The 12839-nt window shown below is 64.1% G+C and carries 10 protein-coding genes; 2 read left to right on the forward strand and 8 right to left on the reverse strand.

Annotated elements, in window-relative coordinates; all coding sequences use genetic code 11:
- Positions 1 to 30 precede the first annotated feature (30 nt).
- The 4 genes from LFT44_RS05335 to LFT44_RS05350 form a co-directional block, all read right to left on the reverse strand.
- Positions 31 to 1008 (reverse strand): hypothetical protein, encoded by a 978-nt coding sequence (locus tag LFT44_RS05335; protein WP_236801499.1) that lies wholly within the window; start codon positions 1006 to 1008, stop codon positions 31 to 33.
- A 206-nt stretch (positions 1009 to 1214) separates the two neighbouring features.
- Complete coding sequence (locus LFT44_RS05340; protein ID WP_236801500.1) at positions 1215 to 2285, reverse strand: Gfo/Idh/MocA family protein; 1071 nt, start codon at positions 2283 to 2285, stop codon at positions 1215 to 1217.
- Positions 2286 to 2405: 120 nt separating this feature from the next.
- Positions 2406 to 3110, reverse strand: coding sequence for an ABC transporter ATP-binding protein (locus LFT44_RS05345; protein WP_236801501.1), 705 nt, complete (start codon positions 3108 to 3110; stop codon positions 2406 to 2408).
- Positions 3111 to 3112: 2 nt separating this feature from the next.
- Entirely contained in the window at positions 3113 to 4567 is a 1455-nt protein-coding gene (locus LFT44_RS05350) for an ABC transporter permease (RefSeq protein WP_236801502.1), read from the reverse strand.
- 565 nt (positions 4568 to 5132) lie between these two features.
- Between LFT44_RS05350 and LFT44_RS05355 the strand changes: the two genes are divergently transcribed.
- Complete coding sequence (locus LFT44_RS05355) at positions 5133 to 6302, forward strand: pectate lyase family protein (protein WP_236801503.1); 1170 nt, start codon at positions 5133 to 5135, stop codon at positions 6300 to 6302.
- A gap of 75 nt (positions 6303 to 6377) precedes the next feature.
- On the opposite strand, the gene LFT44_RS05360 is transcribed toward LFT44_RS05355, so the two are convergent.
- From LFT44_RS05360 to LFT44_RS05375, 4 genes are all read right to left on the reverse strand, one after another.
- Positions 6378 to 7472 carry a substrate-binding domain-containing protein gene (locus LFT44_RS05360; RefSeq protein WP_236801504.1) on the reverse strand — a complete coding sequence of 365 codons (1095 nt, stop codon included), beginning with the start codon at positions 7470 to 7472 and terminating at the stop codon, positions 6378 to 6380.
- A 49-nt stretch (positions 7473 to 7521) separates the two neighbouring features.
- Complete coding sequence (gene mmsB / locus LFT44_RS05365; protein WP_236801505.1) at positions 7522 to 8805, reverse strand: multiple monosaccharide ABC transporter permease; 1284 nt, start codon at positions 8803 to 8805, stop codon at positions 7522 to 7524.
- A gap of 44 nt (positions 8806 to 8849) precedes the next feature.
- Positions 8850 to 10409 carry a multiple monosaccharide ABC transporter ATP-binding protein gene (gene mmsA / locus LFT44_RS05370; RefSeq protein ID WP_236801506.1) on the reverse strand — a complete coding sequence of 520 codons (1560 nt, stop codon included), beginning with the start codon at positions 10407 to 10409 and terminating at the stop codon, positions 8850 to 8852.
- Positions 10410 to 10540: 131 nt separating this feature from the next.
- On the reverse strand, positions 10541 to 11731 hold the full coding sequence (locus LFT44_RS05375) for an ROK family transcriptional regulator (RefSeq protein ID WP_142130729.1): 1191 nt from the start codon (positions 11729 to 11731) through the stop codon (positions 10541 to 10543).
- Between the two features lie 237 nt (positions 11732 to 11968).
- Here LFT44_RS05375 and LFT44_RS05380 point away from each other — a divergent pair, with 237 nt between their 5' ends.
- Entirely contained in the window at positions 11969 to 12823 is an 855-nt protein-coding gene (locus LFT44_RS05380) for a nitrilase-related carbon-nitrogen hydrolase (RefSeq protein WP_236801508.1), read from the forward strand.
- The last annotated feature ends 16 nt before the right edge of the window (positions 12824 to 12839 follow it).

Below are 12839 nucleotides of genomic sequence, written 5' to 3' on the forward strand. Positions count from 1 at the left end.
TGCTGCCCATGAACGGGCAGGAGGCATCAACTAGTCAGGAGAAGAACCGGGGTCGAAGGACACCGGCGCAGGAAAGTGCTCAGAGGTATCCCCGGCAAGGACCGCGCAGGGAAGTATGAAATCGACGTCGAAGGTGCTCAGCCATGCGGCGGCACTGGACGGGCCGCTTGACGACGTACCGCTGCCCGTGCCGGATCCCGGGGCGGCAGGAACGTTTGTAGTCAGCGGCGCCGGCCCAGCGGGAAGATACTCATCCGCGACGGAGTCACCAAGGCCCGCTAAATCAGCTTGCAGAACGGAAGTTCCAGCGAGTCCAGCAGCCCCGCGGGCTTCCGGGATTGCGCCGCTGGCTGCTGACGATATATCGGCCAAAGCCAGAGCGTCCTGATCAACGTCGGTTGCTGCCTGCAGGGCGCCAGCTGATGCTTCCGCCGCAGCAGGGGCAGGAGTTTCCGTAGCCGGAAGCCCTGCCTGGACCGCTTCAAGTGGCTGCTGGAGCTCAACCCCCTGTTGGGGAAGCGGAACGGGCAGCGGAGCGACGCCGGTCAGAAGATCGGAAACGGGCTGGAGTACCGGTTCGAGCGCAGGAACAGCCTCGGCAGCAGGCTCTACGACAACCTGCACGACGCCGGACGTCACGCCGTCGGCGACGTCAACAAGGGGAGCCGAAACAGTGGAGACGGTTCCCGCAGGAAGCACTTGGTCCACCGCCGGAACGGAGGCGATGAGGTTGTCCGCAAGTCCGGAAACCTGGGTCACCATGGGCTGCAACAGCCCGGGGGTTGCCGCCGGGCCGGCCGGGGAACTCAAAGGAGCCGGTGAAGCGGCGTCCGCCAGATCATGGGTCAAGGATGAAACCGAGCTGGTGACCCCGCCGATAAGGGACGAAGAGTCGGGGCCGGCGTCAGCGGAAGCAGCCGTGGAAGAAAGCGTCAGCCAGGTCACTGCGGCGGCTCCGGCAAGAAGCGCCGGGCGCAGGGCACGCCATGGCGAACTCATATGAGCCATGCGTACCACCCCCCAGTGACCGGTGCAATCGATGCCCCTAAATACTAAGACTGCTTATTGGCGGAAGTCCAGAGGCAGCCTAAAGGGACTTTACAAATGGAGGGCACACGCTCGAAAGGCGTCAAGAGCCAAGACAACCGGTCACGTAGCTGACACGGACTCCGCAAGCTGCAACACCGACGTCGTACTTCCCTTTCTGAAGCTCTCTAATGCCTGTCATTGGGGTAGGTGACTCCAAGCTGGGCGCGCACACCGTCGAAAAGGCGCATGGTGTTCAGCGTGTCCTCAAGCGGCATTACCGGGCTCTCGGTCAATCCCTGCTGGACGCACCTCATCACCTCGCGCAGCTCGTAGGCGTACCCCTTGCCCACAACGTCGAAGGTTTCCGTCCGGCGGTCCTCCCAGCCCTTGGCGATGAGGAGCTCGCCCGGATTGTTGATGGAGCCCACGCTCTGCAGGAAGCCAAGGCTTCCCGCCACGGTAGCCGTGCGCGGGCCGTGGGCCAGGAGCGAGGAGGTGAGCTGGACCTGGGCGGCGTGGTCATAGCCGAGCGTCATGACGTTCTGCGCATCAACGCCGTCGTCATTGACCACACCCGTGGCGCTGACAGTTTGCGGGAAGCCGAGCGTGCCCAGCGCCCACAAGAGCGGGTACACGGACAGATCCAGCAGGGCCCCGCCGCCGTCCTTGCGGGCCCACAGCCTGGCAGTGGGGGAGTACGGAGCCGGAAAGCCGAGGTCTGCGGTGACCCAGTGGATCTCGCCGAGTTCTCCAGAGGCGGCGATCTGGAAAGCCCGTTGCATCGACGGCAGGAACCGGCTCCAGACCGCCTCCATCAGGAACAGCTTCCTGCTGCGCGCAACGTCGATGAGCTCGGCTGCTTCGCGCGCATTGATGGTGAAAGCCTTCTCGCAGAGCACATGCTTGCCGGCGTTGAGGGCGGCGAGGACTATCTCATGGTGCTGTGCGTGCGGCGTGGCAACGTACACCACATCCACGGCGTCATCAGCCAGCAGCCGCTGGTAGCCGGGCACACCGCCGTCGTCCCCGTACGCCTTGGCGAAGTCGTAGGCCACGGCGAAAGCGTCGGCCGTGTCCTGGGTCCTGGAACTGACCGCGTACAGCTCGGCGTCTTCCAGCAGTGCCAGATCCTGTGAGACCGCGCGGGCGATGCTGCCGGTTGCAATGATTCCCCAGCGCAGCGGAGCCCCGGTTGCGGAGCGTGGATCCTGGTTGGGCTGGCTGGACAGCCACGGCGTGGCGATGGGAGCAGTCATAGCTGCCATCCTGTCACAGGGGCGTGGAAGGAATGGGGAAGTTCCGGCCGCCCGGAGAAGGAAACGAAAAAGGGGCCAAAGATGGAAGCGCGTGCACCCCTCTGGCCCCTTTCGATCGCGTCAGGCGGTGGCGGCCACCGCCCGGCCCCGTACCGGCTCTTCCGTCAGCTTGCCCTGCTGCAGGCGGAAGCGGCGGTCGGTCTTGTTGGCCAGGACCCTGTCGTGGGTGACTACCAGAATGGTGGTGTTGTGGTCGCGGCTTAGGGAACTGAGGAGCTCGATGATGTGATCGCCGGTCTGCTCGTCCAGGTTGCCCGTGGGCTCGTCGGCGAGGATCAGCTTAGGCTCGTTGGCCAGGGCACGGGCGATGGCCACGCGCTGCTGCTCGCCGCCTGAGAGCCGGTTGATGCGCCGTTCGTGCTTGGACGGATCCAGCTGCACCTGCTCCAGCAGTTCCTGCGCCCGCTGGAGCCTGGCACCCTTCCGGACCCCGGCAAACTCCATGGGGAGCATAACGTTGTCCACGGCGGAGAGGTTGGGGATCAGGTTGAACTGCTGGAACACGAATCCGATGTCCCGGCGGCGGTACTCGGTCAGCTTGCTGTCCGGCAGGCTGGCCAGGCTGACGCCGTTGACGACGACGTCTCCGCTGGTGGGCTTGTCCAGCGCGCCCAGGAGGGACAACAGGGTGCTTTTGCCGCTGCCGCTCTTGCCCACGATCGAGGCGAGCGTTCCTTGCTCCAGGACGAAGCTGACATCATTCACCGGCTTGATGGTGCGGTCACCGGAGTTAAAGGTGCGGACCAGGTTCTTGACTTCAATCATCGCTATTCTCCTCGCAGGACTTCGATGGGACGGATTCGCGCCGTGAGCAGCGCGGGCACCAGGGCGCCGATGACGGCGACGGCAAACACGGCCGCGATGCCGCCGGCGATGACGCCGGGCGACGCGCTGGCGGTTACGGAGTTCAGCAGCTGGGAAGCGCCGCCGAAGGGCCCACCCTGTCCGCCGCGGAAGCCCCCTGCACCGGCGGCCTCGCCCGGGAAGCCGCGGCCGGCGGTGGCAGAAGCCGTGGTGCTGTTGCTGCTGATCAGGGCGGAGGCGATGCCGCCACTGGCGAAGGATGCCATCGCTGCGCCCACTGCGCTGCCCAGGGCCGCCAGGACCAGGGCTTCGAGGACGAACTGCAGCCCGATGGTCCGGTTCGGCGCCCCGATGGCCTTCAGCACACCGATTTCGCGGCGGCGCTCGCGGACCAGCATCACCATGATGAGCAGGATGATCAGGCCGGCGGTGCCCAGGGCGGCGATGAAGGCGATGAAGGAGATGTTCTTGACGCTGTCCAGGGAGCTGACGGCGGTCTGCAGGTTCTGGCCCTGGGTGACGTCAGCCTTGTCGGTGCCCAGGGCGGCCTGCAGCGCCGTCTTGGTGGAGGCGACGTTGTCCATGGAGTTCACCGTAACGATCATGCTGGAGAGTTCACCGGGCGTGCCCGCAAGGGTCTGGGCGGTGGGGAGGGTCACGTACACAGCGTTATTGCCAAAGGCGGTGCCGGCGTCGAACAAACCGGAAACCGTATAGGTCTGGTCGTTGATGGTGAAGGTGGACCCTACGGTGAGATTGTTCTTCTCGGCCAGCGAGGTGCCGAGCAGCGCGCCCGTGGATGCTGCCGCATAGTCACCAAGACCGGATCCCTGGGTGATGTTCAGTGCCTTGCCCGTGGTGTCCACCTCGGCCCCGATGCCGGTGGCGGTGATCGGCAGCGACCTGGGCTGCTGGCCGGTCCCGGTGGATCCCGTGGTTCCGTTGGCCTGCTGGTTGCGGCTGCCCAGGGTGCCTGCATCGACTGCGGCTGTGAGGCTGGTGGTGAGGGTGGCGGCTGCCTGACCGCCGGGGCCGCCCTGGCCGGCCTGTCCTCCTTGACCGGCCTGGCCAGTTTGTCCCGCCTGACTGGCTGACTGCGCAGCAGCAGCGGCCGCGTTCCGCAAACGCAGTGAGGAGGTTCCGACGACGGCACTGACGTTGGTAACGCCGGCCGCGGTGGTTGCCTGGGCGGCGGTGAGCGGCTCGCCACCGCCTTCGAAGCCCTGCCCGCCGGCAGGGTTGACGGTCAGGACGGTGCCGACAGAGGCATTGAGCTCCTGGACTTTCGCTCCGACCGCCTGGTTGGCCACCAGCATGGCCAGGGCCAGGCCAATGGCGACGGCCAGCACTGCAACAACGGCTGCGGTGCGGACCTTGTTTCTGAAGGCATTGCCTACGCTTCGGGCAAGGACGCTCACGTTACTCCTATGACTCAGGTGCCGGCGCGGAAGGCCGGCTTCGCATCAACCCTCGCCGGGCATCCTGTGCAGGCATCCGGCCGAAGCTGTGTTTGGGCTGTGAGGGGCTCTTGACAGGCTTGTCACGAACAAAGTAGAAATTAACTGCCGACTCGAGAAACCGTTTTCTCAAGAGCGGCGCCTTCTACCCGACGCAGCACATACCAAGGCATGTGGTCTGTTTGGCATGCCGGAAATCAGGCCGATGAAGTCCGAAGTGAAGTTTCCAACCTCCGCACCTGCCAGCCGTCGCCTCCGCCGGGGCGGCGTAATCGCAGTCTCCGTGGCCACTGCTCTCGCTGCCGGACTTGTCTTGGCAGCTCCGGCCCCCGCCAGCCCTGCGCCTACCGGAGGGGGCATAATCAAGCCCGACGACGCGGCACCTACCGGTTGGGCCTCCGTCGGTCCTGGCACGAACGGCGGCGCTGGCGCCCCCGACGAAAGCCGCTACCAGGTATCCACCCTCGCAGAGCTGAAAACGGCATTGGCGAACCAAGGGCGTCCGTCCGAGCCGAAAATTATCTACGTGAACGGCTCCATCGATGGAAACCAGTCCCCAGATGGGCGAGTCTTGGGTGAGCAGGATTATGCGCCCGGATATGACATCAATAAATACATGTCCTGCTTTGGGCCGGAAGGAAAGGTGTGGAGCGACCAAACCTTCGACTACTGCAAAAAACAGCGCCAGTTACGGCAAACCGGCAGCAATAACATGAAGCGGCAGATCGAGGTGAGCCTGCCCAGCAACACGACCCTTATTGGGCTAGGGGCTGACTCCGGGTTTCTCGGCGCCAATATTGTGATCCTGAACGCCACCAACGTCGTGGTGCGGAACATCAGCGTCGAAGCCCCAGTTGATTTCTTCACCACCTGGTCCCCGGACGACGGCGAGGGCGCGTGGAATGCACGGTTCGACGCGCTGTCTTCAGTAACCTCGGACCACGTGTGGATCGACCACGTCAGCCTTTCCGATGGCCGTTTCCCTGATAGCGAGGCGCCCATGGGGTTTCGGGGCAAACATGCGAACCGGCACGACGGCTTGTTGGACCTCAAAGACGGCACGGACTTTGTGACCATCTCCAACAGCACGCTCTCCAACCATGACAAAACCATGCTGCTTGGTTCAGGCGACGAACACGTAGACAAGGACGGCGGCAAGCTGCGGGTGAGCTATATCGGCAACTATTTCGAGAACCTGCAACAGCGCTCGCCCCGCGTCCGGTTCGGCCAGGTCCACGTGGTCAACAATTACTTCACCGGAAGCACGGATGATCCCCGTTACCCGCTCGTCAGCGAAGCCCAAGGCGGAAGCAGCTACTTCCTTGGAGCGGGCTACGAGTCCAGGATCTTCTCCGAACGCAATGCCTTCGAATTCACAGGGCCGGGCGCCGACCCGTCAATCATGGTCACCAGCTACAACGGCCACCGATTCAGCGATATCGGCTCCTGGTACAACGGCCAAGCGGCGGACCTTGACGCTATCGCCCAGGCGTCATTCGAACAGAACCGGGAAAAGGCGCTCGCCGAAGCCGAGGCCAGCGGTTCACCCGCTTCTGACTGGACAGGCTGGGAGTTCACCACCGACGTGGGCTGGAACCCAGCCGATGTCTACGCCTACAAAGCCTTCTCCACCGCGCAGGCCGTCAAAAACCACGCCCTGCAGTTCACCGGACCGGGCGTGCTCGCTGTGAAGTAGTAAGGGAACGAAAAGGCTTACAAGGGAACAGCCCGGCCCCCGTTAGGGGACCGGGCTGTTTCCGGAACGAGGGAGTTACTTGGTGATCGGGCCGAGTACGGGATCGTCCTTGTAGGCCGTCTTGACGTTGGCGGAGGTCACGATAACCGGCTCCAGCAGGTAGGCGGGAACCACCTTGTTGCCGTTGTTGTAGGACTTGTCGTCGTTGACCTCAGGCTTCTTGCCTGCCTGCAGGTCCTTGACCATGGTGATCGCGTGCTCAACGAGCTTGCGGGTGTCCTTGTTGATGGTGGAGTACTGCTCGCCTGCCAGGATGGACTTGACCGACTCAACCTCGGAGTCCTGGCCGGTGACTACCGGGATCGGCTTGCCGGCGGCCTTGACGGAGGTCAGGATCGCACGGGCCAGGGTGTCGTTGGGGGACAGGACGCCGTCCACGTTAGCGGTGGTGTAGCTGCCGCTGAGCAGGGTGTCCATGCGGCGCTGGGCGTTCTCTGCCTTCCAGCCCTGGGTAACGGCCTGCTCGAAGCTGGTCTGTCCGGAGACAACCTTGAGGGTGCCGTCGTCGATCTTGGGCTTCAGCACGCTCATGGCGCCGTTGAAGAACACCTTGGCGTTGGCATCGTCAGGCGAACCGGCGAACAGTTCGATGTTGTACGGACCGGTGGGCTTCTTTGCCTTCATTCCGTCCAGCAGTGCCTGGCCCTGGAGCACACCGACCTTGTAGTTGTCGTAGGCCACGTAGTAGTCCACGTTGTCGGTGTTTAGCAGGAGGCGGTCGTAGGCGATCACGGTGGCGCCGGAGTCCTTGGCCTGCTTGAGCTGGGTGCCCAGCTGGGAGCCGTCGATGGCGCCCACGATGATGACCTTGGCACCCTTGGTGACCATGGCGCTGATCTGGTTCTGCTGCTCCGAAACGCCGCCGTTGGCGAACTGGACGTCAGCCTTGAACCCGGCGCCACTGAGGCCGTCGTTGAACAGCTTCTCGGCCAGGACCCAGTTTTCACTGGTCTTCTGCGGAAGGGCGACACCGATGGAGGAATTCTGGTCGAATCCTGCGGCGCTGCCGCTGGAGCCGCCGCTGGGCTCCGAGCGGCCGCAGCCCGTCAGCGCCAGTGCTGCGATGGCAGCAACCGCTGCGGCCTTTCCTGCTTTACCAAACATTTGCATTGTTGGTTCTCTTTCTTTGTGTGATGGAACGGTATTCAGGCTGCAAACTTCAGGCTTCCCTGGCGATCGCTTCCTTGGTGGAGGTGGTTTCGTCGGGCTGGATGGGGTTGCTGGGCCCGGAAGTGGGGCGGTTCATGTTCCGGGTCAGCATGCCGATGATGGACCGCTTGCCCTGGGTCTTGTTGTAGACGTCGAAGGCTACGGCGATCAGGAGCACCAGGCCCTTGATGATCTGGGTGAGGTCGGCACCGACGCCCAGGAGCTGCAGGCCGTTGTTGAGCACTGCCATGACCAGGCCACCGATGATGGAGCCGACCACGGTGCCCACGCCGCCGGTCACGGCCGCGCCGCCGATGAAGACTGCCGCGATGGCGTCCAGTTCCCAGCCGACGCCGTCGAACGGGCCCGAGGCGGTGGAGCGGCCCACGAAGATCATGCCGGCCAGGCCGGCCAGGATGGACATGTTCATCATGACCAGGAAGTTGACCTTCTTGGACTGGACACCGGAGAGTTCGGCTGCGTGGCGGTTGCCACCGACGGCGTAAACGTGGCGGCCCAGGATGGTGCGGGACGAGATGAAGCCGTAAATCAGCACCAGGACGGCCAGGATCAAGCCGGGGATGGGGAAGGATGTGCCCGGACGGCCGGTGGCGAACAGGTACGTGGCGTAGAGGATGGCGGCGCAGATGAGCACCAGCTTCAGCACGGTCACCCACATCTCGGGTACTTCGGCGCCCAGCGCTCTGGCCCGGGCACGGGAGCGCAGTTCGCCCCACACCACGAAGACTACGGCGGCGATGCCCAGCAGGAGTGTCAGGTTGTTGAACCCGGTGTCGGGTCCCACCTCTGGAAGGTAGCCGGAACCGATGTACTGGAAGTCGGTGGGTACCGGGATGGTGTTGGACTTGCCCACGAACTGGTTGAAGCCGCGGAAGAGGAGCATGCCGGCCAGGGTCACGATGAAGGCCGGGATGCCAACATAAGCTGTCCACCAGCCTTGCCAGGCGCCGATGACGGCACCGAGGACCAGGCCCAGGAGGATCCCGGCCCACCAGGGGATTCCCCAGTCGCGGAGGGCCAGGGCGACGGTGACGCCGACGAATGCGGCGACCGAACCGACGGAGAGGTCGATATGGCCGGCGATGATCACCAGCACCATGCCGATGGCCAGGATCAGGATGTAGGAGTTGCCGTTGAAGAGGTTGATGACGTTGCCGGGAGTCAGGGTCCGGCCTTCGGTGGCGAACTGGAAGAAGATGATCAGGGCCACGAGGGCGAAGATCATGCCGAATTGGCGGGTGTTTCCGCCAAACAGCTTTTTGAGGGCGTTCATGGTGTCAGTCCTTGTGTCCGGAAGGTTCTGGATGGGCCAGAGGGTCAGGCGGCTTTTCGGGTGGCGGAGGTCATCAGCTTCATCAGGCTTTCCTGGCTGGCCTCTTCTTTGGTCAGGACACCGGTGATGGCGCCTTCGAAGATGGTGTAGATGCGGTCGGACAGGCCCAGGAGTTCGGGCAGCTCGGAGGAGATGACGATGACTCCCTTGCCCTGGTTTGCCAGTTGCTGGATGATCCCGTAGATCTCGTACTTGGCCCCGACGTCAATGCCGCGGGTGGGTTCGTCGAGGATCAGCAGGTCCGGGTCGGTGAACATCCACTTGGCCAGCACAACCTTCTGCTGGTTGCCGCCGGACAGCTTGGCCACGCCTTCCTCCACGGACGGCGTCTTGGTACGCAGCGACTTGCGGTACTGCTCGGCCACGGTGAACTCCTGGTTGGGGTCCACTACCGAGTTGTGGCTGATCTTCTTCAGGGCGGCTGACACGGTGGTGGTCTTGATGTCGTCAAGGAGGTTCAAACCCAGCGACTTGCGGTCCTCGGTGACGTATCCCAGTCCGGCGTCGATGGCCTGGCGGACGTTCTTAAGGACGATCTCCTTGCCGTCCTTGTAGATGTGGCCGTCGATGAAGCGTCCGTAGGAGCGGCCGAAGACAGAACGGGCCAGCTCGGTGCGGCCGGCGCCCATGAGCCCTGCGAAGCCCACGATTTCCCCGCGGCGGACGTAGAAGCTGGAGTTCTTGCAGACCAACCTGTCCTGGACTGCGGGGTGGCCAACGGTCCAGTTCTTGACCTCGAAGAACACTTCCCCGATCTTGGGGGTGTGTTCCGGGAAGCGGGATTCCAGGGTGCGGCCCACCATGCCCTTGATGATGCGGTCCTCGTCTACGCCATCCTTCTTCACATCCAGCGTCTCGATCGACTTGCCGTCACGGATGATCGTGATGGAATCGGCAATTTGCTCGATCTCGTTGAGCTTGTGCGAAATGATGATCGAGGTGATGCCCTTTGCCTTGAGCCCAAGGATGAGGTCCAGCAGGTGCTGCGAATCAGATTCGTTCAGCGCGGCCGTGGGCTCGTCCAGGATGAGGATCTTCACGGACTTGTTCAGCGCCTTGGCAATTTCCACCAGCTGCTGCTTGCCGACGCCGATTTCCTTGATGGGGGTGTCGGGGTCTTCCCGCAGGCCGACGCGTGCCAGGAGGTCCAGCGACCGCAGGCGGGCCTCGGCCCAGTTGATGACGCCCCGCTTGGTGGGTTCATTGCCCAGGAAGATGTTTTCCATGATGGACAGCTCGGGGATCAGCGCCAGTTCCTGGTGGATGATCACGATGCCGGCGTGCTCGCTGGCCCGGATGTCCCGGAACTGCTGGACCTGCCCCTGATAGACGATGTCGCCGTCGTAGCTTCCGTACGGGTACACACCGGACAGGACCTTCATGAGGGTGGACTTGCCGGCCCCGTTTTCGCCGCAAATAGCGTGGACCTCGCCGGCCTTTACCCGAAGGCTTACGTCCGACAAGGCTTTAACGCCGGGGAATTCCTTGGTGATGGACCGCATCTCGAGGATGACCGGGTCCGTGTGCGTGGTCTGGGACGTCATGAGCCCTAACCCTCCAATGCAATGACTTCTTTGTCCGGCCGGCAAAGCGCAGGGCCGTCTGAACCAAAAGTAAACTGGATCACAGCCATTGTCGTCAAGTCTTTAACGCAATTGCCGGATAACGAAATGGTCTAGGACTTCCGGATCCCCGCATGCTGGAAGACCAGCGCTGCTGCCCCGAGGGCCTCCGCGCGGTCGCCGAGCGAGGACATGGTCAGGGTGGTGGTTTCGCCGATCACGGGCACTGCATGCCGGATCAGGCCCCTCCGGATAGGGTCCAACAGGAGGTCCCCGAGGCCGGCCAGGGGACCGCCCACCACGATGACCTCGGGGTTGATCAGGTTGGCCACATTGCCCAGCGCGCGGCCCACGGCCAGGCCCGCATCGTCGACCACGCGGAGGGTGGCGGAGTCCCGGTTCAGGGCCTTGCGGACGATGTCAGCGGGCGTCAGGGGAGGGTCGTCGCCGCGGCTGAGGAGCTCGATCATGGTGGTGGTGGATGCAATAGTTTCCAGGCAGCCGCGGTTGCCGCAGCGGCACACCAGGCCCTGCTCATGAATGGTGGCATGGCCGATTTCGCCGGTGATCCCCACGTTGCCGTAATAGGGGGCCCCGTTGAGGATCAGGCCCGCGCCGATGCCGGATCCGATCTTCAGGAACAGCAGGTTACTGACCCCGGAATGCTGCCCCCAGGTCACCTCGGACCACGCGCCCAGATTGGCGTCATTGTCAACAAAGACGGGGATTCTCAAGGTTTCCTCAAGATGCTGAAGGATGTTGATGCCCACCCATTCGGGAAGGATGGCCCCCTGCGCCACCGTCCCGGTCCGGCGGTCGATAGGGCCGGGAATACCGACGCCGGCACCCACCACAGAGGACCGGTCCACGCCGCTTTCGCGCAGGAGTTTCTCCAGCAGGGCCACGGCCGCCTGGATGCCGTCATCCGCTTGGTGGCCCAGCGGGAGCATCACCGATTCCTCGGCGATGACGTGGTAGCTGAGCGAGGCCAGGACCACCCTTAGGTGGCGCCGGCCGAAGTCGATTCCGACGGCGACGGCGCCGTTGCTGTTCAGCCGCACGTTCAGAGCACGCCGGCCCGAACTGGTGATGGGTTCAGTGGATGCCAGGCCGGAGTCGAGCATGATTTTGACAATGTTCGAGACGGTGGCGGTGGACAGCCCAGTTTGCCGGGCGAGCTCCGCCTGCGTGGAGGGGCCGCCCATCAGAGTCTCGATAATCCGCTGCTGGTTCAGCTGCCGCAGCGCGGACTGGGACCCGGGATTCTTGGGCTTGCTCTTCGTTGAGCGCGGGGGTGCGGACATGCTAAGAACATTGCCCTATTGCTGCGCTTGTAGTCAAGAAGTTAACGCATGGCCGCCTGTGCAGTAGTGGACAAGCACCCGGCCCAAGGCAAGCGGGGCCCCCGTGCATTCTGTCCCGGACGCCAGGCTGGCGGGTCCAAACGACCCGGCGGACTCCCGGAAGGGCTGTCTAGGCTGGAAGGCAGAACACTTACGAACAGCCATTCCCCGCGGAGAGGCATACAGAAGGTGGTAACGATGCTGCTGTCCGTCCTGCAGGCGAATGCCGCGGTCCTGGACGTCGAGGCCAATCTCCGGACGGTGGATGATGCCGCACGCCGGGCTGCCACAGCTGGGGCGGACCTGCTGCTCACGCCGGAGTTGTTTCCGGTGGGCTACGCCCCGCTCAGGCTGCGATCCGAACTGGACCCGGCAAGCCTTCCCGCCATCCGTGCGCAGCTGGCCGACATCGCCCGCCGGAACGGAATTGCGCTCGTCTACAGCCTGCCCTCCGTCGCCGGCGGCGAAGCCGGCGCCTCCGCCCAAGGCCGCGACTGGCACATTTCCGCAACCTTGGTCGACGCTACCGGCACCGAGCTCCTGTCCTACGCCAAGGTGCACCTCTTCGGCGGCGAGGAGCGCAAGGCCTTCGTGGCAGCCGCTGAACCCCCCGCCGTCGTCACCTTCAAGGGCGTGCGCACCTCCCTGCTGATCTGCTACGACATTGAATTCCCGGAGGCCGCCAGGGCGGCAGCTGCCCGGGGCGCCGAACTGCTCCTGGTGCCTACCGCCCTGTCCACAGGCTTCGACGCCGTGCCGCAGGTGCTGATCCGTGCCCGCGCCTTGGAAAGCCAGCTGAACGTGGCCTATGCCAACCACTGCGGAATCGAGGACGCCTACACGTTCGGGGGCGGAAGCGTCGTGGCCGGCCCCGACGGCGCGGTCCTCGCCTCCGGTGGCGGCGGCCCGGAACTGCTGTTTGCCCAGGTGGGCACCGAGACCGTACACGCAGCACGGGAAGAGGTGCCATACCTGAGGGAGCGCCGGCCTGAGCTGTACCGGGAGTGGGAGGGGCGCCTGGCCGAGGGTGCCGATACCGCGGACGGTGCCTAGACCGTTAGACAGCGTC

Source organism: Arthrobacter sp. FW306-05-C, assembly GCF_021801725.1.
Lineage (GTDB): Bacteria > Actinomycetota > Actinomycetes > Actinomycetales > Micrococcaceae > Arthrobacter.

What these genes read in the sequence shown, in the direction of transcription:
- LFT44_RS05335 (WP_236801499.1), bottom strand. Translation starts at nt 1,008, where the DNA reads ATGGCTCATATGAGTTCGCCATGGCGTGCCCTGCGCCCGGCGCTTCTT.
- LFT44_RS05340 (WP_236801500.1), bottom strand. Translation starts at nt 2,285, where the DNA reads ATGACTGCTCCCATCGCCACGCCGTGGCTGTCCAGCCAGCCCAACCAG.
- LFT44_RS05345 (WP_236801501.1), bottom strand. Translation starts at nt 3,110, where the DNA reads ATGATTGAAGTCAAGAACCTGGTCCGCACCTTTAACTCCGGTGACCGC.
- LFT44_RS05360 (WP_236801504.1), bottom strand. Translation starts at nt 7,472, where the DNA reads ATGCAAATGTTTGGTAAAGCAGGAAAGGCCGCAGCGGTTGCTGCCATC.
- mmsB (WP_236801505.1), bottom strand. Translation starts at nt 8,805, where the DNA reads ATGAACGCCCTCAAAAAGCTGTTTGGCGGAAACACCCGCCAATTCGGC.
- mmsA (WP_236801506.1), bottom strand. Translation starts at nt 10,409, where the DNA reads ATGACGTCCCAGACCACGCACACGGACCCGGTCATCCTCGAGATGCGG.
- LFT44_RS05375 (WP_142130729.1), bottom strand. Translation starts at nt 11,731, where the DNA reads ATGTCCGCACCCCCGCGCTCAACGAAGAGCAAGCCCAAGAATCCCGGG.
- LFT44_RS05380 (WP_236801508.1), top strand. Translation starts at nt 11,969, where the DNA reads ATGCTGCTGTCCGTCCTGCAGGCGAATGCCGCGGTCCTGGACGTCGAG.